Annotated in this window: 19 protein-coding genes; 6 read left to right on the forward strand and 13 right to left on the reverse strand. The window is 40.6% G+C overall.

The window, feature by feature from the left end:
- Nucleotides 1-47 precede the first annotated feature (47 nt).
- The 5 genes from IRB79_RS15235 to IRB79_RS15255 form a co-directional block, all read right to left on the reverse strand.
- Nucleotides 48-635: a DUF6944 family repetitive protein gene (locus tag IRB79_RS15235; protein ID WP_243503305.1), complete on the reverse strand. Its 588-nt coding sequence runs from the start codon at nt 633-635 to the stop codon at nt 48-50.
- Between the two features lie 12 nt (nt 636-647).
- Nucleotides 648-1,295, reverse strand: coding sequence for a DUF6944 family repetitive protein (locus tag IRB79_RS15240; protein WP_243503306.1), 648 nt, complete (start codon nt 1,293-1,295; stop codon nt 648-650).
- A gap of 221 nt (nt 1,296-1,516) precedes the next feature.
- On the reverse strand, nt 1,517-2,074 hold the full coding sequence (locus IRB79_RS15245; protein ID WP_243503307.1) for a GNAT family N-acetyltransferase: 558 nt from the start codon (nt 2,072-2,074) through the stop codon (nt 1,517-1,519).
- A 122-nt stretch (nt 2,075-2,196) separates the two neighbouring features.
- Nucleotides 2,197-2,619, reverse strand: coding sequence for a hypothetical protein (locus IRB79_RS15250; protein WP_243503308.1), 423 nt, complete (start codon nt 2,617-2,619; stop codon nt 2,197-2,199).
- A 43-nt stretch (nt 2,620-2,662) separates the two neighbouring features.
- Nucleotides 2,663-3,088 (reverse strand): VOC family protein, encoded by a 426-nt coding sequence (locus IRB79_RS15255; RefSeq protein WP_243503309.1) that lies wholly within the window; start codon nt 3,086-3,088, stop codon nt 2,663-2,665.
- A gap of 193 nt (nt 3,089-3,281) precedes the next feature.
- On the opposite strand from IRB79_RS15255, the gene IRB79_RS15260 reads away from it, so the two are divergent.
- The gene (locus IRB79_RS15260) at nt 3,282-3,506 is read left to right on the forward strand and encodes a hypothetical protein (protein WP_243503310.1); all 225 of its coding nucleotides are present in this window, start codon (nt 3,282-3,284) and stop codon (nt 3,504-3,506) included.
- Nucleotides 3,507-3,538: 32 nt separating this feature from the next.
- Here the strand turns inward: IRB79_RS15260 and IRB79_RS15265 are convergent, their stop codons facing one another.
- Complete coding sequence (locus IRB79_RS15265; protein ID WP_243503311.1) at nt 3,539-4,543, reverse strand: LysM peptidoglycan-binding domain-containing protein; 1,005 nt, start codon at nt 4,541-4,543, stop codon at nt 3,539-3,541.
- A 143-nt stretch (nt 4,544-4,686) separates the two neighbouring features.
- Between IRB79_RS15265 and IRB79_RS15270 the strand changes: the two genes are divergently transcribed.
- The gene (locus tag IRB79_RS15270) at nt 4,687-5,418 is read left to right on the forward strand and encodes a hypothetical protein (RefSeq protein WP_243503312.1); all 732 of its coding nucleotides are present in this window, start codon (nt 4,687-4,689) and stop codon (nt 5,416-5,418) included.
- Between the two features lie 115 nt (nt 5,419-5,533).
- Here IRB79_RS15270 and IRB79_RS15275 read toward each other — a convergent pair whose 3' ends face one another.
- Nucleotides 5,534-6,535 carry an LLM class flavin-dependent oxidoreductase gene (locus IRB79_RS15275; protein WP_243503313.1) on the reverse strand — a complete coding sequence of 334 codons (1,002 nt, stop codon included), beginning with the start codon at nt 6,533-6,535 and terminating at the stop codon, nt 5,534-5,536.
- A 269-nt stretch (nt 6,536-6,804) separates the two neighbouring features.
- Entirely contained in the window at nt 6,805-7,758 is a 954-nt protein-coding gene (locus IRB79_RS15280) for an EamA family transporter (protein WP_243503314.1), read from the reverse strand.
- Between the two features lie 106 nt (nt 7,759-7,864).
- Between IRB79_RS15280 and IRB79_RS15285 the strand changes: the two genes are divergently transcribed.
- Nucleotides 7,865-8,743 carry an AraC family transcriptional regulator gene (locus IRB79_RS15285; RefSeq protein ID WP_243503315.1) on the forward strand — a complete coding sequence of 293 codons (879 nt, stop codon included), beginning with the start codon at nt 7,865-7,867 and terminating at the stop codon, nt 8,741-8,743.
- A gap of 10 nt (nt 8,744-8,753) precedes the next feature.
- On the opposite strand, the gene IRB79_RS15290 is transcribed toward IRB79_RS15285, so the two are convergent.
- Entirely contained in the window at nt 8,754-9,362 is a 609-nt protein-coding gene (locus IRB79_RS15290) for a hypothetical protein (RefSeq protein WP_243503316.1), read from the reverse strand.
- Between the two features lie 204 nt (nt 9,363-9,566).
- On the opposite strand from IRB79_RS15290, the gene IRB79_RS15295 reads away from it, so the two are divergent.
- The gene (locus IRB79_RS15295) at nt 9,567-10,040 is read left to right on the forward strand and encodes a DinB family protein (RefSeq protein WP_243503317.1); all 474 of its coding nucleotides are present in this window, start codon (nt 9,567-9,569) and stop codon (nt 10,038-10,040) included.
- Nucleotides 10,041-10,301: 261 nt separating this feature from the next.
- On the opposite strand, the gene IRB79_RS15300 is transcribed toward IRB79_RS15295, so the two are convergent.
- The 4 genes from IRB79_RS15300 to IRB79_RS15315 all read right to left on the reverse strand — a co-directional run bounded on the left by IRB79_RS15300 (nt 10,302) and on the right by IRB79_RS15315 (nt 14,887).
- The gene (locus tag IRB79_RS15300; RefSeq protein ID WP_243503318.1) at nt 10,302-10,490 is read right to left on the reverse strand and encodes a hypothetical protein; all 189 of its coding nucleotides are present in this window, start codon (nt 10,488-10,490) and stop codon (nt 10,302-10,304) included.
- 391 nt (nt 10,491-10,881) lie between these two features.
- Nucleotides 10,882-12,711: an LTA synthase family protein gene (locus tag IRB79_RS15305; RefSeq protein ID WP_243503319.1), complete on the reverse strand. Its 1,830-nt coding sequence runs from the start codon at nt 12,709-12,711 to the stop codon at nt 10,882-10,884.
- On the reverse strand, nt 12,698-14,305 hold the full coding sequence (locus IRB79_RS15310) for an aminotransferase class V-fold PLP-dependent enzyme (RefSeq protein ID WP_243503320.1): 1,608 nt from the start codon (nt 14,303-14,305) through the stop codon (nt 12,698-12,700). The genes IRB79_RS15305 and IRB79_RS15310 overlap by 14 nt, the downstream gene beginning before the upstream one ends.
- A 3-nt stretch (nt 14,306-14,308) precedes the next feature.
- Nucleotides 14,309-14,887 (reverse strand): glycerol-3-phosphate acyltransferase, encoded by a 579-nt coding sequence (locus tag IRB79_RS15315; protein WP_243503321.1) that lies wholly within the window; start codon nt 14,885-14,887, stop codon nt 14,309-14,311.
- A 350-nt stretch (nt 14,888-15,237) separates the two neighbouring features.
- Between IRB79_RS15315 and IRB79_RS15320 the strand changes: the two genes are divergently transcribed.
- Both IRB79_RS15320 and IRB79_RS15325 read left to right on the forward strand, forming a co-directional pair.
- A complete protein-coding gene (locus IRB79_RS15320; RefSeq protein WP_243503322.1) occupies nt 15,238-15,984 on the forward strand; it encodes a metal ABC transporter ATP-binding protein in 747 nt (248 codons plus the stop codon).
- Nucleotides 15,984-16,841: a metal ABC transporter permease gene (locus IRB79_RS15325; RefSeq protein ID WP_243503323.1), complete on the forward strand. Its 858-nt coding sequence runs from the start codon at nt 15,984-15,986 to the stop codon at nt 16,839-16,841. The genes IRB79_RS15320 and IRB79_RS15325 overlap by 1 nt, the downstream gene beginning before the upstream one ends.
- Nucleotides 16,842-16,869: the final 28 nt, after the last annotated feature.

A 16,869-nucleotide genomic window follows, 5' to 3' on the forward strand; every position in this document is an offset into this window, starting at 1 on the left:
AACTGATATCATCATAATAACCGTCTATTTTCTCTATTAATGCAAAATCATACAGTTTCCTCAGCTGCCTGGATTATTACATAAGCGCCAAGAGATGCACCAATGAATTCCAGCCATCCCCCTGCTGCCAGAAGCAGTCTTTTTTGTATGCTCTTTTCATCTTCTATAAGAATTCCTATAGCGTCGAGGATAGCCGATACGGAAATTAATGAGTAGCCCAGTGTCTCGAGATTGCTGAGCATATTGTTTTCCCCGTTTTCAACTCCCGCAGCTTCCAATGCTGCACCCATGGATTGAATGGTACTGCCCAGAGAATTAAAGCCTGACACAGAAACTGATGGATTTTGAATTTCGATATTGTTTGCAGCAGTGTTGATGGAATTGCCGCCTGCCTGCGTAAAGCTTCCGATAATTCCATATAAATTAGCTGCTTCTTCATTTCCTTCAGCTATGCTTATCCTTCCAAACCCCTGCAGGCTATTGCCAACCGCCTGGACTCCGTTTCCGTCCCGTATTAATTTTTTGCTGAAATTGTTTTCATCTGGCTTCATGGTTTCACCAATCGCAGAAATAAAAGTGCCCGCTACCAACAAATAAGCTCCGATAGTTAATAGATCATCTCCTTCTAGATACATGTTTTCCCCTCTCTAAAGAAGTTCGTTATTTAGCCACACAGAAGATTTTGAGTCAGGTTCATTGTTTTTTTCTTCACTGCTCTCAGAAGAAATCTCCTGATTCTTCTCCTGAAGCTCGCCAATTAGGGATAAGACAGAACCGACTGCCTGAATCCAGCTTCCAATGGCAATAATATTATTTGCGCTTTCTCCCGATTCTCCCCTCTCTTTTTCTCTAAGATTTGTCGTACCGCCGATTGCCTGAAGGGAATTGCCAATCGATTGAAGCAGATTGCCATTAATATTAAAAAGCTGACCGGCTGCAGTGGGATCTTCAAATTCATCTCCAAGAGCTGTCGCTCCGCCTAGAGCCTGAATCCAGTTTCCTGCGATCACTAATTTCTCTTCATTTTCATCCTCTAAGTCTAAAGTTAACCCGGCAATGACAGTACTGTTTCCGATTGCCTGTATCTCATTGCCGACCTTTTCAAGTGATGGTCCGCTCTGCCCATCCGCCTGAAGAGCGTTACCTGTTCCTTGTAGGCTGTTTCCCACGATATCAAGGCCATCAAAGAGTTTTTCCATTTTTTCTGACTTTACGGGTATGGTTGAGACAGCTGAAATGATCGTTCCTATCGCAGCTAAAGTGGCTCCGACGATCTCTTTTAGTTGATTGTCCATAACATACTCCTTAGCTGACGTATGTTAAATTATATTCAATTATTATATAAGGGGTACGGTGTTGTGGAAATGACGAGAAGCAGTTCCGGGGTCCCGGTATGAAAACTGGGATTTGATGTCCAAGAAAACAGCGAACCAAAGTGCTTCGGGCCGGCTCCGCCGTGTTTTATGCTTTAGCTCCTTCATGTGTTCTCTTCTTGCTTTGATACGAGCAAAAATATTCACCTTAGAGTTTTATCATTAATCCTTCCCATTACGATGGTGCTGTAATATTTGCCATCAGACAGCTGCTTATCCATTTTTAATATTCCTTCAATTTCAAAGCCATTTTGCTCATACAGCTTAATCGCTTTCTCGTTTGTTTCAAGAACATTTAAAGTAATCTTCTTAATATGATTAGAGTCCGCCCATTGAATAGACTGAGCTAAAAGGTTTTTTCCAATAGTAAAGCCCCAGAATTCCTTGAGCACACATACTCCAAATTCCACTTTATGACCGCTTCTTTTCAGTTCTCTGCCTTCACATCTGGAGAAGCCAGCAATTTTCCCATTCACTTCAGCAACCAAAAATATATTCCGGCCGCTAATGGAATCTTTATTAACTAACTCCTTAAAACCTGTTTCATCTATGTATGCTTCGCCTGCTTCCCGGTCCATGTTCTCCGTTTCGCCATCAATCTGCACCCTTACTTCAGATAGTTCCTTTGCATCTTCCTCGACAGCAGATCTTATCATATAGTTCAATTTTTTAACTATGTATTCTTTTGATTTTATTATCATAAAATTCCCTCTCTTTTTCTAAATAGATATTTCTATCATGAACTATGACCAAGCCAAAATTAAACAAGTTCATTAAAAAAGAGCCGATTCCTCCTCCATAAAGGAATGGCTCAAACAGACATTTATTTGTTGATGACAAGCAATGATTTTTCAAGTACTTCAATCTTATCGATATCAAAGTCATGAAGGTTAATACAGTCCTTGTATTCAGGTTCTTCCGATTCGTCGCCAACCCAGCAAGTATACAGTTCACAATAATCCCCTGATGCAAGGTGCTGATCTAAAAAAGCACATAATGATTTGAAAATTTGCTGCCCTTCTTCGTGACCTTTTGGATAATCCTGCTTGTAGTATTTATTAAACCAAATACTGCCGTGTTGACTCGAAGTTACTTCGCAGATATATTTTGCTGATAGATGTTTATGTACCTCTGCTCTCATTTCATCATCAGAGAAGAAATCACCTACGATGATTTCATTATCACTCTCAGGATCACTTGCTGGCAATAAAAAATTACAGCCAAGATAATTAACGATGCTCATCATCTAACTCCTATTCTAGGGAGTGGTTTCTATTTCTCTGCCCGAATCAATGCTCGCCCTCTGTATAGATTTGAAAATTCACTCCGAATTTGTCAATTACGCTGCCATACGCAGGGCTGAAAAATGTTTCCTGAAGAGGCATGGTCACTTGCCCGCCCTGCTGAAGTGCTTCAAAAAATTTTTTCGATTTTTGAGAATCTGATGTAGAGAGGCAGATGGTCACCTGATTGCCTATTCGATGATTCTGGCCTGGGAATGTATCGCTAAACATGAGTTCATTCTCCCCAACCTTTACAGTTGCATGCATAATGCGGTTCTTTGCTTCTTCAGGAAGTGGATATTCAGGGTTTTCCGGCCCTTCCTCAAATGTTTGCTTATACAGAACTTCCGCTTCTAACGCTTCTCTGTAAAATTCAATTGCTTCATTCGCATTTCCGTCCATCACTAAATAAGGAATCACTTTAACTGTCATTTTACTCAGCTCCCCTAATTTTTTCATTTTTTTTAACATTTATTACAAAATTGATTTTACTACAAAGAACATACGTTCGCAACTGTTATTTGAAAAAATAAATATAATCGGTCTATTTTTATCACTAAGCCTATATTTTATAGAAAAGGTGCAATAACTTGTACCACATTCCATAGGAAAAGGTGAGATGAGAATGTTTACAGTGTATTATCTTGATGGGAGAAATGTTTTATTAAATCAGCTTTGCAAAAGTGTTCCAAATGAAGGCGAAGAGGTCAAAATTAAAGGACGCAAAGGCAAAGTGACCAGCGTAACGGCAGTTGAGGAAAGTAAAATTCATGTACAGGTAGAGCTTGAAAATGTAAATAAAGCGAAGCTTGCAGCAGAAGCTGATAAAAAGAAAAAGAAAAAGCGATGAGAAAAACCCGCCAATTCTGCGGGTTTTTCTTTTTAGTGCAAAGTTCCTCTGGTTTCCTGCATTTTTTTCCGAACTAGGGGATAAAAGTTATTCTTAGCGTTTGCAGTAGAATTCCCCCCAAAAAATTCAGTGCCGGGACAGGTTTTCACTGCATGTCCATGACTGCTATCCAACACCCGTTCACCGGAGTTAATATCCCACCAATGGTGATAGGTGATGCTGTCAATGGATGGCGCCAGGCCATATTTCAGCATCAGAAGAGCTGTGACTGTCACAATCGTTTCTTTTTGTTCAGCAGTCATATGATTATCGTCAAAATTCCCGAGATTTTCAATTGCTATCGCATCCGCTTCAATCTTGTGCATAGCTTCTTTATTCTGCAGTCCAAATGATCCTTCCGGTGCTATATCGAACGGCCTCCCCACAGCCACCTTTCCATCCGGGAAAGTGGTCAATTGCTGACTGATCATGCTCCACTTCATGCCGCTTACATGATACTCCTCCATTCCCTTCATTAAAGCAAAATGGTTTGAGCCATTGAACTGTTTGTAAGATGGCTGATAGGTGTGATGCTGCTGAACTTTTGCCACCTTTCTCGTAAATTTCTGATTGAAAATCCAATCCCGGAATTCCTCTCTCGTCATGAGGACGAACTTTCCATCCATGGCTAATTTCTTAGGAACAATTTTTAATTTTTGCCCTGCATTCAAACCGTCGGCAGAAAGCCCGTTAGCTGCTTTAATAATCGGCACGGCTGAATCAAATTTTTCCGCCAGCTTCCAGAGTGTATCTCCGGGTGCCACTTTGTACATGATTGGAACACGGAGCTTTTGCCCTATTAAAAGTCTGTCTGACTGCAAGCCGTTATATTGCTTTAAGTCCCCTGCTGTTGATCCATATTCTTTTGCAATGAATGTCAGGGTATCCCCCTGCTTTACCTCATAAATATTTCGGGGATTGTTTTCCGCATGTACAGGGGTCCAATTGAATTGCCAAATTAATGCAAGACTGAAGACTAGAAAAATGCATTTTTTCATTATCAATGTCCTCTCCATTTAGTTTTTATTATTTTTATATAACTAAAGGAAATTATCCTCACTTTTTGGCATGACTAAGAAAACTGCAGGGTATTTTCTATAGCAGGGAAAACTAATAAAAAGAATGTAAGGTGTGTATCAGCATGAAAAATCAATACTTCTCAGAGGTTTGTGTACCGATTCAGATTCCTTATGGATTTAGTCCAGCAGAAAAAGAACAATCGGATTTTACTTTCGACCGTGAAGACCGATTTATTGATTACCGGATTGAAAAAGTTGGACAGGATTATGATGTCAGCCTGGATGACAATGGGCAGTGGTATTTTTTCACATCATTTGTTTGTGATTCACTTGATGAGCTTAAGCTTTCCAGACAAATTTTCAGGCCGCCCTATTTGAAAAATAAGGAATTGCCGCTAGTGGATTTCATGGAGAGTGTAAATATCAGGCCGCTATATGAAGGACATGATAAAGCATACGGGCACGCTTTTGCTTTATCAGAAAACCTGTCTTCTGTTCCCGCATTTCGGCAGGCAAGACTGGCCAATTTTGATGGCTCTGATGATCCCACGATTATTAAAAAAATCCATTACATTCAAAATGAATACAACGGAAAGAGCACACGGTTTATTTCAGGCTTTGAAACCCGTTCTTTTGCGACCATCACGGAAAATGAATACTACGCAAGGGAAATTCACCTGCCGAATAATGCTAGAACTTATTTGAAACTGTTTGTTTACTTTTCAAGATATGGCACTCTTCCTTCACAGCAGATGATGCCGCGCTTCCTGGCGAATTTGTGGGCGTCTGCACAGAGTTTGAATAGTACAGCCAATCCCGCCCTGTACAAACAGCAAACCATAGATATCCCATAATTTCCGGGGATTTTCATTTTTCGCCAATAAAAGTCACGATACGACCGCTGAGTGCAAGAAAAGTCTAATCCTGCGCTTTCCCGAGAAATACGAAAAGCGGGGATAATTTCCCCGCTCATTTGCCGTCTGTAATTTCTTTAAATATTTCATAGGAACGTCTTTGTTTTTCTTCATCATAGATATATGATACCGCCATGATTTCGTCGACATTGTACATATCCTGGAACTGTTCCAGCTGCCCTTTGACTGTTTCTTTGCTGCCCATAAAGGTCACGCTTGACATCCCCTCTGCCGCTTCCTTCTCCATTGGGTTCCAGATCGAATCCAAGTCCTCGACTGGGGGGCTCAATTTCATGGAAGTTCCTCTGACAACATTCAAGAAGAACTGCTTCATCGTGGTAGATAAGAATTCGGCTTCTTCATCCGTTTCCGCTGCAATGACATTTAAGCAAACCATCATATATGGCTTATCGAGATACTTCGAAGGCTTAAAGTTGGCACGGTAGATCCGGATGGCATCCTCCATCCATCTTGGCGCAAAGTGTGAGGCAAATACATATGGAAGCCCAAGCTCTGCAGCCAAATAGGCAGAATCTGTCGAAGAACCAAGAATATAAATCGGAATGTTAGTTTCCACTCCCGGGTGTGCTTTTACATAGCTTTGCTCCTCTAATGGACCAAAGTATGTCAGCAACTGCTTAACATCGTCTGGGAATGTGTAAACAGAATCATTTTTCGAGCGGCGAAGCGCATTAGCCGTCATCATATCCGTACCAGGTGCCCTACCGAGACCAAGATCGACGCGATCCGGATAAATGGTCGCCATCGTTCCGAATTGCTCGGCAACAACTAATGGTGCATGGTTCGGCAGCATAATTCCGCCGGAGCCAATGCGAATGGTTTTTGTATGTTCCAATGCATGTTTTATTAAAATAGCAGTGGCAGAACTGACCAGTGTTGGAGTATTATGATGCTCCGCTATCCAATAGCGTTTGTAGCCCATCTCCTCTGTTGCCTGAGCCAGATCAACAAGATCCTCGATCGCCTGCCTGCTTTCCTTCCCCTCTCGTATCGGGGCAAGATTCAAAACAGAAACAGGTATTTGTATATTTGTCATTTTATTATCTCCTTCTTGAAGAATTGATTTTATTTTAACAACCGAAATAAATTTAGGAAAATATAATGCTTAGTGTGAGCAAAATTATAGCGGAGAATTTATTAAGATTTAAAATTAAAGAGGTTATGAGCGGAAATTCTTAGTTATGAGCGATTTTCTTCGTTTTATGAGCGAAAACCTTATTTTATGAGCGAAATCGTTTTGATGTCCAACATCAGCTTTTACCCAAACCTAAGTATGAAAAAACCAGCCCCCTTAGGGACTGGTTCTCAGCTCACTCTTAACGGCTCTTCGTTTTCAGCACAATCACTATTCTTTGCAGGTTTCTTTTTACTCAAAGCCAGCAGCATAATCATGCCAAAGATGCAGGCTGTACCCGCCCATTGGAACATGCCGAATGGTTCATTCAGCCAGATAACAGTAGTAAATACTGCCGCGAGGGGCTCCAGGCTGCTTAAAAGACTGGTTTCCGTTGGAGAAAGGGTTTGGAGACTTTCAATATAGAACCAGAATGCAAGCATTGTTCCAAAAATAATAACAAAAATCAAATACAGGTATGCTTCAGCCGTTAAGCTGCCGAAATCCATTTGCCAAGGGGGATGGATGAAACTCAATGCAGATCCGCCAATGACCATCGCCCATCCAACCACCACAAGGGAATCATATTCCTTCAGCAGCGGGACAGCATATAAAGTATAAAATGCGAGTGCCACACCAGATAGAACTCCCCATACAATTGCAGGTGCCGGTACGGACAGCTGAGAAACAGAACCGTTGGTCAAAAGAAAGAAGCATCCTGCCAGGGCAAGGGAAACTGTTACAAAATCCTGTCTTGAAAATACCGATTGTTTCCGTAAAACCAGGTAAATAATAATCATAGCCGGTGCCAGATATTGAAGCAATGTGGCAACAGCCGCATTGCCATGATGAATGGAAGCCATATAGGTATACTGCACGGCTAGCATGCCTGCCAGGCCAAAAATCAAGAGCATGATGGCTGCCCTTTTATTCTTCCAGACTCCAAATACCTGAGAGCGGTCTTTCAGCAGAAATTGAACGGCTAACAGAAGAACACCTGCTGTCAGAAGCCGGACAGTGACAAGCCAATCAACAGAGATTCCAAATTCCTGAAAAAGCTTTTGGGCAACTGTTCCGCCTATACCCCAAAATGAAGCTCCAAAAATAACAAGCAATAAACCCGTGCTCCTTGAACGTCCATTCATGTTAAATTCCACCTTAAATATAATAATAGTGTTATAATAATTCAAATCCTGTGATAAAAATAGCAAAATAGAATAAAAAAATATAACTATATTGAGGTGGCTTTTTTTGCAGATTAAAGATTTTAAAGTGGATGAAAGCCTGAAAGAGCTGACGAGCCACAGGACGGTGGTGATGCCTGTGGCCTGCTACGAAACGAAAATTGCAGATAATATCCATGGCATAATCCCTTTGCACTGGCATGAGGAAATTCAATTTATCCTGTCAGTAAAAGGCGAAGCTATTGTCCAAATCAATGAGGAAAAATTGGCAGTTAAAGAAGGTGAGGGCATTTTCATCAATAGCGGCTGTCTCCATTCGGCCGAGGATTTAAACGGAGATTGCGTTTATATTTGTTTAAATGTTTCCCCTCATTTCCTGCTTCCCCAGGAATTATACAGCAGCTATATTTATCCATATATATCAGCAACAAATCTTCCATACATAATCCTGAACCGCAGGGAGGATTGGGGAAAAAGCATATTAGAAAGCATCATGGAAATCAAGAAATTAATTAATGACAATCCTCCATTTTACGAGATTAACATAACCAGTCTGCTGACATTCATTTGGCAGCAGTTAATCAGGAACGGATTCCAATTGGAATACAGCCAGACTGAAGTTGAAAAGCATATGCGGATGAAGGAAATGCTGAATTGGATTCATCAGCATTCCGCTGAAAAAGTTACTCTTGCTGATATTGCCAAAGCCGGCAGGCTGAGTAATTCTGAATGCTGCAGATATTTTAAAAAAATCTTAAAGACGACACCAATTAACTACTTGATTCATTATCGCATACAAAAAAGTCTCCCCCTGCTACAAGAAAGAGACTCGAATGTCACAGAAGTTGCCTTTAAAGTAGGATTCAACAGCAGCAGTTACTTTATTGAAAAATTCCGCAAGTCTATGAATATGACACCTTTAGCGTATAAAAAGAATCGAAATTAATTGCAGCACATTAGGAAATTGCCATTGATTGTCCGAACTGTTCCTGGCCATGGGATGAAATGTATGTGTTTATATCTATAGTCCGGCTGTCTATATTCAGAAAATACTCTTTCAGGTTTCCCTGAAAAACAACATGGAAATCTTCCATTTCCATAAACTCATGCGGTATAACAAGTGAGGGCGGTTTAGTAAAATGGACAATTTCACTCCTCTGTAAGACAGTTGCTACAAATTGAGAGCAGAAAAAAGCATTATTTCTTGAGAGTTGTTTATTAAACATGATCGCAAATAGCCCCAGCAGATTATAGCCGTAAACGTCTTTTTCTGATTCTATCTTGTTTATGAATGCTCTAAGCTTGTTCTGCTGTGCATCTGTAACAGAACAGCTAATGACTGTGCACCTTGAGTTACTAAAAAATTCTCCTCGGATATTTTCTTTAACAAAACCGCCTATGAATGGATTTTTCGCCGTTTTTCTGCCAAAACTGTAAACTTCTTTTAATTCAGGATCAAGTGAGATAGAAGCATGATTATACGGCTTTTTTGTGTAAAGCTTAATAAGCCGGGTAAATAACGTTCCAGTATCCGTAAGGAGTATATAGATTTTTTGATTAGACATAACATATCTCCTTATCAAAATATGATTATATTTTTATAATAAAGATACACGGTCTCTAGATTAAGAAGCCTGCGCTGTATATGCTTATAGGACTTGAGACTTAAGGTTATTAATTTTCAAAGATAAAAATATATTTAGATGTAGGAAAATGAAGTGAATGCCTAGAACTTTATGCAGTGAGCATGAAAATGGAGGGTGAGTTTCTTGGAACAGACTATTTTTAACCATATGGAAACAGTGCGGGGCATAACTGAAAAATCGATCATACGTATTCCAGAAGAAATTTCTGATATCATTCCCGAAGGGTTCAACAATAGTATCCGCTGGAATTTCGGTCACATTGCATTTGTACAGGAAAAGCTGGTCTTTGGAATATCAGGTGAAGAAATGAACGTCCCGATGAACTATGAACGGTTATTTGGCGCCGGAACAAAGCCTGCCGATTGGACCGATACACCGCCTTCATTCAAGGAAATTGCATCTGTCTTATCCGAACAAAAACCCAGAATAAAGACATTTCTTCATGGTCGTCTTCACCAAAAACTGCCCAGCCCATATACAAATCGCGGTGGAATAACTTTTCACACAACTGGAGAGGCATTTCTATTTGGCTTTTATCATGAAGCGATGCATATGGAAACAATCAAACGCATCTATCGATCCATTTCTCCTATATAAGGCAAGCAGAAAACTAAATTAAAATGCATTGGGATTCAGCCAGCATAACAACATGCAAGCTGGATCCTTCTTTATTATAATATTATATTTCTCCGATTTGCTGCAGCCAGGATTTTACATCTAACAGCCATAAATTCTGCCTGGACGTGCACATCTGAGTATATGACATACTATATGAAAACGAAGCTGGACTAAATAAATATGAAAAAGCTGTTGAGAAAGCAAATTCTCAACAGCTTTGACCAAACCCTTAAATTCAGTTTACCATGGACACCTATTTCTCCGTCTTCTATCATCATCACTTCTTCTGCGATCTCTTCTATCATCCTCGACAACAATAACCCTATTCGCACGGATAAACACATTATCCACATCAATATCTCTTCTTCTTCTGTCATCACGATCAAATGCACCTGCTACATCATCAAATCTTCTTCTTCCACATGACATCTAAATCACCTCCTTGTCCCATTTACTTTAAAATATGCATTATATGAAAGAATGCTTGGATAAGCACCCTGATGAAGAAATCTTTTTTTAAATTGGGGAAAGATTCATTTTTTCGAATATCCTCTTCTGGCTCAATTTTTTTAAAAAAAATTCCCAAATTATTCTTACCGTAGAATCGATTAAGTAGAACAAAGCATATGAAGATTTTTCACGAATCTGCAAAGAAAATGGCTCCAGCGAATAGCTGGAACCACCTTAATAATATTACGCAAATTTTCTTTTTAATGAATCTTATTGCCTATTGGCAGCATTCCTAAAATACCAGTAATACTAATCACTTCTCTTAGCGGTCAAAAACGGATTCCTTGCAATCCTCTCTTTATTTACTATTTTATTCCATAAACCTCATCAAATCCCCATGCACAATATCATCAGACAACCCAAGCTCTTTTCTCGAGATATCCATTAATGGTTCACAGCTATTGATGTCTGTTTCTTCTTCCGATTCGCTTTTGAAGCATTTACCCGCTTTGTAAAAATAGTCTCTAGCCATAAAGCTTCCATCCCGGAAAATAACTGGATGATTGGGATCCCTTGTAAAAAGGTTTTGCCCGAAGCTGAAGTTATCCTCAGAACTAATTCCGAGCAGATGAAGGATCGTTGCCCTAATATCGACTTCCCCGCCAATGTTCGAAAACGTTTTGCCTTCCACTCCCGGCACATGAATAATCAGCGGCACACTCTGCAGCTGCATGCGGTTAACAATGGTATCTTCCTGCCCCAGCAGCTCCAGAACGCCATGTTCGTATTTGTCCGAGATGCCATAATGGTCGCCGTACAATACAAACATTGTATTTTCATAGAGTCCGCTTGCTTTTAAGTCCTGGAAGAATGTTTTAATGGCTTCATCCTGATATCTAACGGTGGTCACATAGCGATTGACGACCATTTCACTCGTGCTGGCTTCAGGAATGAACTGATCTTCCTCCTCCAGCAAAAATGGGAAGTGGTTTGTCAGTGTGATAAACCTGGCATAGAAAGGCTTCTGCAGTTTTTCCAGATGCTGTATGGATTGCTGGAAGAATGAGATATCCTTTATGCCGTAGTTCACTGAGTTCTCTTCTGTGACCAAATAATCTGCTTTTGAAAAATAACGATTATACCCCAGAGAATCATACATGGCCTCCCGATTCCAGAACGAAGCATCATTCCCATGGAAAACGGCTGAGTAATACTCCTCATCAGATAGAATATGCGGCAAGCTTCGATAAGCGTTCTCCGTTTTTCTGACAAATGCAGATCCGCTGGATAATGGATAAAGGCCTGTATCGATCATGAATTCCGAGTCGGACGTTTTCCCCTGTGCTGTCTGATCATAGACCCCGCTGAAATAAAAGCTGTCTTCAATCAATGAATTAAGGAATGGCGTTATTTCCTGGCCATTCACCTTCTGGTTGATAACAAAATTCTGTGTGGACTCCATACTGATCAGAACGACATTCATTCCTTTTGCCGCACCAAAGTAATCTGATGGCTTATCTTCTTGAAATTGGACATACTCCGCTGAGGCTTCTGCGTCAGATGGACTGGCAAAAGCGCGATTGAGCGGGTATGATGCGGCGATGCCAATATCATAGAGATGATACTGATACAAGCCAATATGCTTAACAAGCTGCTGGCGATTGTATGATTCCGAAAATAAATGAGGCACTTTCACCATGCCGAGAATGATGGTCATGAATACAAATAACACACTGACAGCCGTGTAAAATCTTTTGGATTTAGCTGTAATTTGCTCATGCACTGATTTCCGTTTTATATAGAAAAGCCAAAAAATAGCCAGATCAGCAAATAACAGAAGATCCCATGGGCTAATCAATTCAAGTGTACTCGGTCCAATCCCTCCGACATTTTTAAACTGAAAAAGGATCGGAACGGTTACAAAATCAGTATAAAAACGATAATAAAGCAAATCCCCAAAAAGAATGCCTGTCAAAATCACCATCGTTGCAAAAATGGCTGCCGGTTTCACCTTTCGCTTAAAATATATATTAACCCCAAGAATGGCCATTATGGCCCCAATCGGGCTTAAAAGCATAAATAAAATATCAGTCCAGTTCTCCGGATGCAGATTAAATCCGATAAAGGATACAATGACCGTTTTTATCCAGATAAAAATGACGGCAAACCAAATGGGTGAAAGCTTTTTAAATAACTTCATAATCATACCGCTTTTCATATTGTTTTTCTAAAATACCTGCCATCATTTCGAGGGATGACATGACCTTCTGCTCATCCTGTGCCCCCATAAGAGCCACCTGAACCCAATTTCTATCAAGCAGGTACCTGCTTTCATAGCTTAAAAGAATTCCTATCTGTTTGCATGCGTCTCCAAATTCCCTGCTGGAAATGCTCTGCGGCAGACTGATAGTCAGGATGCCAGGCGAATAATCGTCGTCGCCAAGAACGGAAAATCCCCAGTCTTTCAGCTTTTTCCTTGCTATTCCAGCCAAAAGATTTATTTTCTCATAATCTATCAGCTTAATGCTCTCTTTTAATGCGTTGACCAGATTGGAAGAATGGGTGTATGGAATGCTTTGGTTTTCTTCGTACATCTTTAAGTCCAAGTATCTTGGAACTGCGCTGTTCTCTTTAATCTTGTCACGATGGAACACGATTGCCAGACCCGGATAGGAACCAAATCCCTTTCCGCTGACGGTCGATGCAAAATAAATATTCTTAAGGTTCAGCGGAATAATGCCGGCCGTGCTGCACGCATCCACGCAAAGCTCGGCACCATGCTCCTCGCATAGCTCCTGAATGCCGCTGATATCGAATACATACCCAGTTGAAGTTTCACAATGCACGGTCCACACCCATTTTATGGAGGGGTTTTCTTTCAGCATGTATGCAATTTCTTCGTGGGTAATCGGTTCATTCCACTCTCTTTCAATCGTTTGAAAAGATAATTGAAACCTTCTGGCATGATCAATGAGACGAAAGCCAAATTCACCATTGGCCAGGATCAGCCCATCCCCCTCGATGTTTTTCAGCTGTGCTGCCACAAGATCATTGGAAAGTGTTCCCGTGCCAACAACAACTTCAGCATGAGAGGCATCTGTCATCCTGCATAATTGAGAACGCAAGTCCTTCAAACCGCTGATAAAATCATGATTGCGATGAGATACGGCTTCTTTTGAAAAAGCACTTTTCACTTTTGCATGAATGGGCACAGGACCCGGCAAAAATGAATGCCTGGCGGGTCCTGAATTTCTGGCCATTAAGCGTTCAAAGGATTTAGTTGAGCGTTCGAAGTTCTCTTTTGTTAAATACATGGGCTGAAACTGGGCTCCCTCCTCTCCTGTCAGAGGACCAAAAGGCAGAAACCCAATCCGCTTATACAATTTCTGCTGTCTGACCGTGCCCGATATCAGCGCCATCGTATAATTTTTTTCGAGGCAAAGCTCTACAAGCTTTTCACAAAGCTGATAAAAAACACGGGTGCTTCGATACTCTTTTTTGATTGACAGCAAGCGGATCTCACAAAATTCTCCTTTAACAGGCAAGTATTCTTCGAGATTAGGAAGTTTATAATCAAGCGAAAATGGCCTTTTGGCGCGGATCGCGATCATTCCGGCAACTTCCTCGCCAGCCTTGGCAATGACATATGTATTTTCTTCATGAAATTTATCAATTAAATGCTGATCTTCATTTTGCTTATGCTGAGGAATTTCTTCCACAAATGTCTGGTAGTTCAGCTGATGAATTTGTTCAAATTCATTAGGTTCGGTTGCGATTTTGCAGATAATATTCACAGTTTACCTCCTATGTTTAGGCATGATGAAATGGGTATGGGAAATTAGAACAATCAAAAGCAGCAGCAGAAGGCCTGCAGAAATGATGAATGAATCACCAATCACCCAGGCTGTTATGGGAATGGAAGCCATAGCGATAAAACCCGATCGTGTATACTTCCGGAGAACTGCATAGGCAATTCCCATCGTGATAGCCATTATCGCTATTGTCATGGGCTCCAAAAACAAAGCAGAAGCCAAGTAGACAACCACTCCTTTTCCCCCATGAAAACCCAGCTGAATAGGAAACAAATGGCCAATAAGCACGAAAACTGCGCTAAGGATTAATAAACCATCACCTTCAAACATGAGTCCAGTTACATATAAAGCGGCCCATGCCTTTCCAGCATCAATTGCTATTGTAAGCAAGAACCCCTTCTTGCCGATTGCTCTGCCTGCATTGGTAGCCCCTACATTCCCGCTCCCCTTTTTTCTTATATCCTCTTTTGCTATGTATTTAACCACATAATAAGCCCCGGTTACACTCCCCAATACGTAAGAAAAGATCATAACCATCAGGGCAGTCCACACATCATCGATCATACGCACATATCCCGCCTTATACTAATTAAACGATCAAAAAGGGTAAAAAGTTTCATATATTTACAAAATTACAATCAATTAACTTATACAGATAGTATAACACCCCTAATTTTACCATTAAACAAATTGAATGCCAGAGCCTGATTTCATAATTCTCCTATTTTAATGCCAACATTAAACTTTCTGTAAAAATAATTATTTTGTGTTGACATTGTTTAGTAATCGCATATAATTTGCATTAAGGCAAAACTTTTTAATAAATCCATAAATCTTGTCCATGTGACGTATAATTGCGCATAAACAATTAATTTGAATCAATTTAAATATGGGAAATAAAGGGGGATAAAATAATGAAGGATCCAGCAATTAGCATAGAGGATTTGCATGTTTCCTATTTCGGAAATGAAGCGGTGACAGGAGTCAGCCTTTCTGTTACTACAGGCAATTTGGTAGGAATTATCGGGCCGAATGGCGCAGGAAAATCGACTTTTTTAAAAGCCATGCTAAATCTCATACCAAAAGATAAAGGTGCGGTAAAAGTGCTGGGAAAACCTATTGCTGAAGTGCGCAAGAGTATCGCCTATGTGCCGCAGCGGAATGACATTGACTGGGATTTCCCAATCACTGTGCTTGATGCGGTTCTTATTGGGACCTACCCCCATTTAAAACTGTTCCGCCGTCCAAAGAAAAAGGATAAAGAGTGGGCCATGGAATGTCTTCAGCGAGTTGGCATGCAGGAGTTCAGCAGAAGGCAGATTGGGGAACTATCAGGCGGCCAGCAGCAGAGAGTTTTTCTGGCGAGAGCACTTGCTCAAAAAGCGGATTTGTTCTTTCTGGATGAGCCATTTGTTGGAGTTGATGTATCCAGTGAGGAAACCATTGTGAACATTTTGAAGGAGCTGTGCAGACAAGGAAAAACAGTGATTGTTGTACACCATGATTTAAGTAAAGCAAATGATTATTTCAATCAGTTAATTCTCCTTAATAAGGAATTGATCAGTTTTGGGACCGTTGAAGAAGTGTTTAAACCTGAAGTAATTGCAAAAGCATACAAGGGGCAATTTGCTTTTATGAATGAGATTGGGGTGTCGCTATAATGGCTTTTATTGAAGCGGTCATGCAATATGGCTTTCTGCAAAAAGCGTTATTAACCTCGGTTATGGTAGGAATTATCTGCGGAGTCATTGGGTGCTTTATCATCCTGAGAGGAATGGCTCTCATGGGAGATGCCATATCACATGCTGTACTTCCGGGCGTCGCTATTTCATATATGCTGGGAGTTAACTTCTTCTTTGGCGCAGTCATAAGCGGAGTGATCACAGCTATCGCCATTGGTTTTGTATCCCAAAACAGCCGGATTAAGCATGATACCTCGATTGGAATTATGTTTACAGCGGCATTTGCTTCAGGAATCATTATTATTACCATGCTAAAAAGCAGTACAGATCTATACCATATTTTATTTGGTAATGTACTGGCAGTAAGATTATCCGACATGTGGATCACTTTGGGCATCAGCCTTATTGTATTGGCGGCTGTTTACCTCTTTTACAAAGAATTATTGGTCACATCGTTTGATGAAACGATGGGAGCAGCTTACGGACTGCCAGTTCGTTTCATTCATTATTTCCTAATGACTCTCTTGACCATGGTAACCGTTGCATCCCTCCAGACAGTTGGGATTGTCCTGGTTGTTGCCATGCTGATCACCCCTGCAGCGGCAGCTTATCTCTTAACCGAGCGGCTGTGGATGATGATTTTCCTTGCCTCTGGCATTGGTGTGATTTCATCCATCGTGGGACTTTACTTTAGCTTCACCTACAACTTAGCTTCTGGAGCAACGATTGTCATATCATCTACTGCTATTTTCATTCTCGTTTTCTTATTCTCACCTAAGCATGGGCTAATTTGGAAAACGCTGAAAGTAAAGAAAAAGAGAGCTTCATTAGTTTAATTTTAATAAAATCAAATTTTTCAGGAGG

The organism is Cytobacillus oceanisediminis, assembly GCF_022811925.1.
GTDB lineage: Bacteria > Bacillota > Bacilli > Bacillales > Cytobacillaceae > Cytobacillus > Cytobacillus oceanisediminis_D.

Excerpts from the sequence above, each read along its gene's own strand:
- IRB79_RS15265 (WP_243503311.1), bottom strand. The coding sequence starts at position 4,543 with ATGAAAAAATGCATTTTTCTAGTCTTCAGTCTTGCATTAATTTGGCAA.
- IRB79_RS15290 (WP_243503316.1), bottom strand. The coding sequence starts at position 9,362 with ATGTCTAATCAAAAAATCTATATACTCCTTACGGATACTGGAACGTTA.
- IRB79_RS15235 (WP_243503305.1), bottom strand. The coding sequence starts at position 635 with ATGTATCTAGAAGGAGATGATCTATTAACTATCGGAGCTTATTTGTTG.
- IRB79_RS15270 (WP_243503312.1), top strand. The coding sequence starts at position 4,687 with ATGAAAAATCAATACTTCTCAGAGGTTTGTGTACCGATTCAGATTCCT.
- IRB79_RS15260 (WP_243503310.1), top strand. The coding sequence starts at position 3,282 with ATGTTTACAGTGTATTATCTTGATGGGAGAAATGTTTTATTAAATCAG.
- IRB79_RS15275 (WP_243503313.1), bottom strand. The coding sequence starts at position 6,535 with ATGACAAATATACAAATACCTGTTTCTGTTTTGAATCTTGCCCCGATA.
- IRB79_RS15305 (WP_243503319.1), bottom strand. The coding sequence starts at position 12,711 with ATGAAGTTATTTAAAAAGCTTTCACCCATTTGGTTTGCCGTCATTTTT.
- IRB79_RS15240 (WP_243503306.1), bottom strand. The coding sequence starts at position 1,295 with ATGGACAATCAACTAAAAGAGATCGTCGGAGCCACTTTAGCTGCGATA.
- IRB79_RS15255 (WP_243503309.1), bottom strand. The coding sequence starts at position 3,088 with ATGACAGTTAAAGTGATTCCTTATTTAGTGATGGACGGAAATGCGAAT.
- IRB79_RS15280 (WP_243503314.1), bottom strand. The coding sequence starts at position 7,758 with ATGAATGGACGTTCAAGGAGCACGGGTTTATTGCTTGTTATTTTTGGA.
- IRB79_RS15250 (WP_243503308.1), bottom strand. The coding sequence starts at position 2,619 with ATGATGAGCATCGTTAATTATCTTGGCTGTAATTTTTTATTGCCAGCA.
- IRB79_RS15245 (WP_243503307.1), bottom strand. The coding sequence starts at position 2,074 with ATGATAATAAAATCAAAAGAATACATAGTTAAAAAATTGAACTATATG.
- IRB79_RS15320 (WP_243503322.1), top strand. The coding sequence starts at position 15,238 with ATGAAGGATCCAGCAATTAGCATAGAGGATTTGCATGTTTCCTATTTC.
- IRB79_RS15300 (WP_243503318.1), bottom strand. The coding sequence starts at position 10,490 with ATGTCATGTGGAAGAAGAAGATTTGATGATGTAGCAGGTGCATTTGAT.
- IRB79_RS15315 (WP_243503321.1), bottom strand. The coding sequence starts at position 14,887 with ATGATCGATGATGTGTGGACTGCCCTGATGGTTATGATCTTTTCTTAC.
- IRB79_RS15325 (WP_243503323.1), top strand. The coding sequence starts at position 15,984 with ATGGCTTTTATTGAAGCGGTCATGCAATATGGCTTTCTGCAAAAAGCG.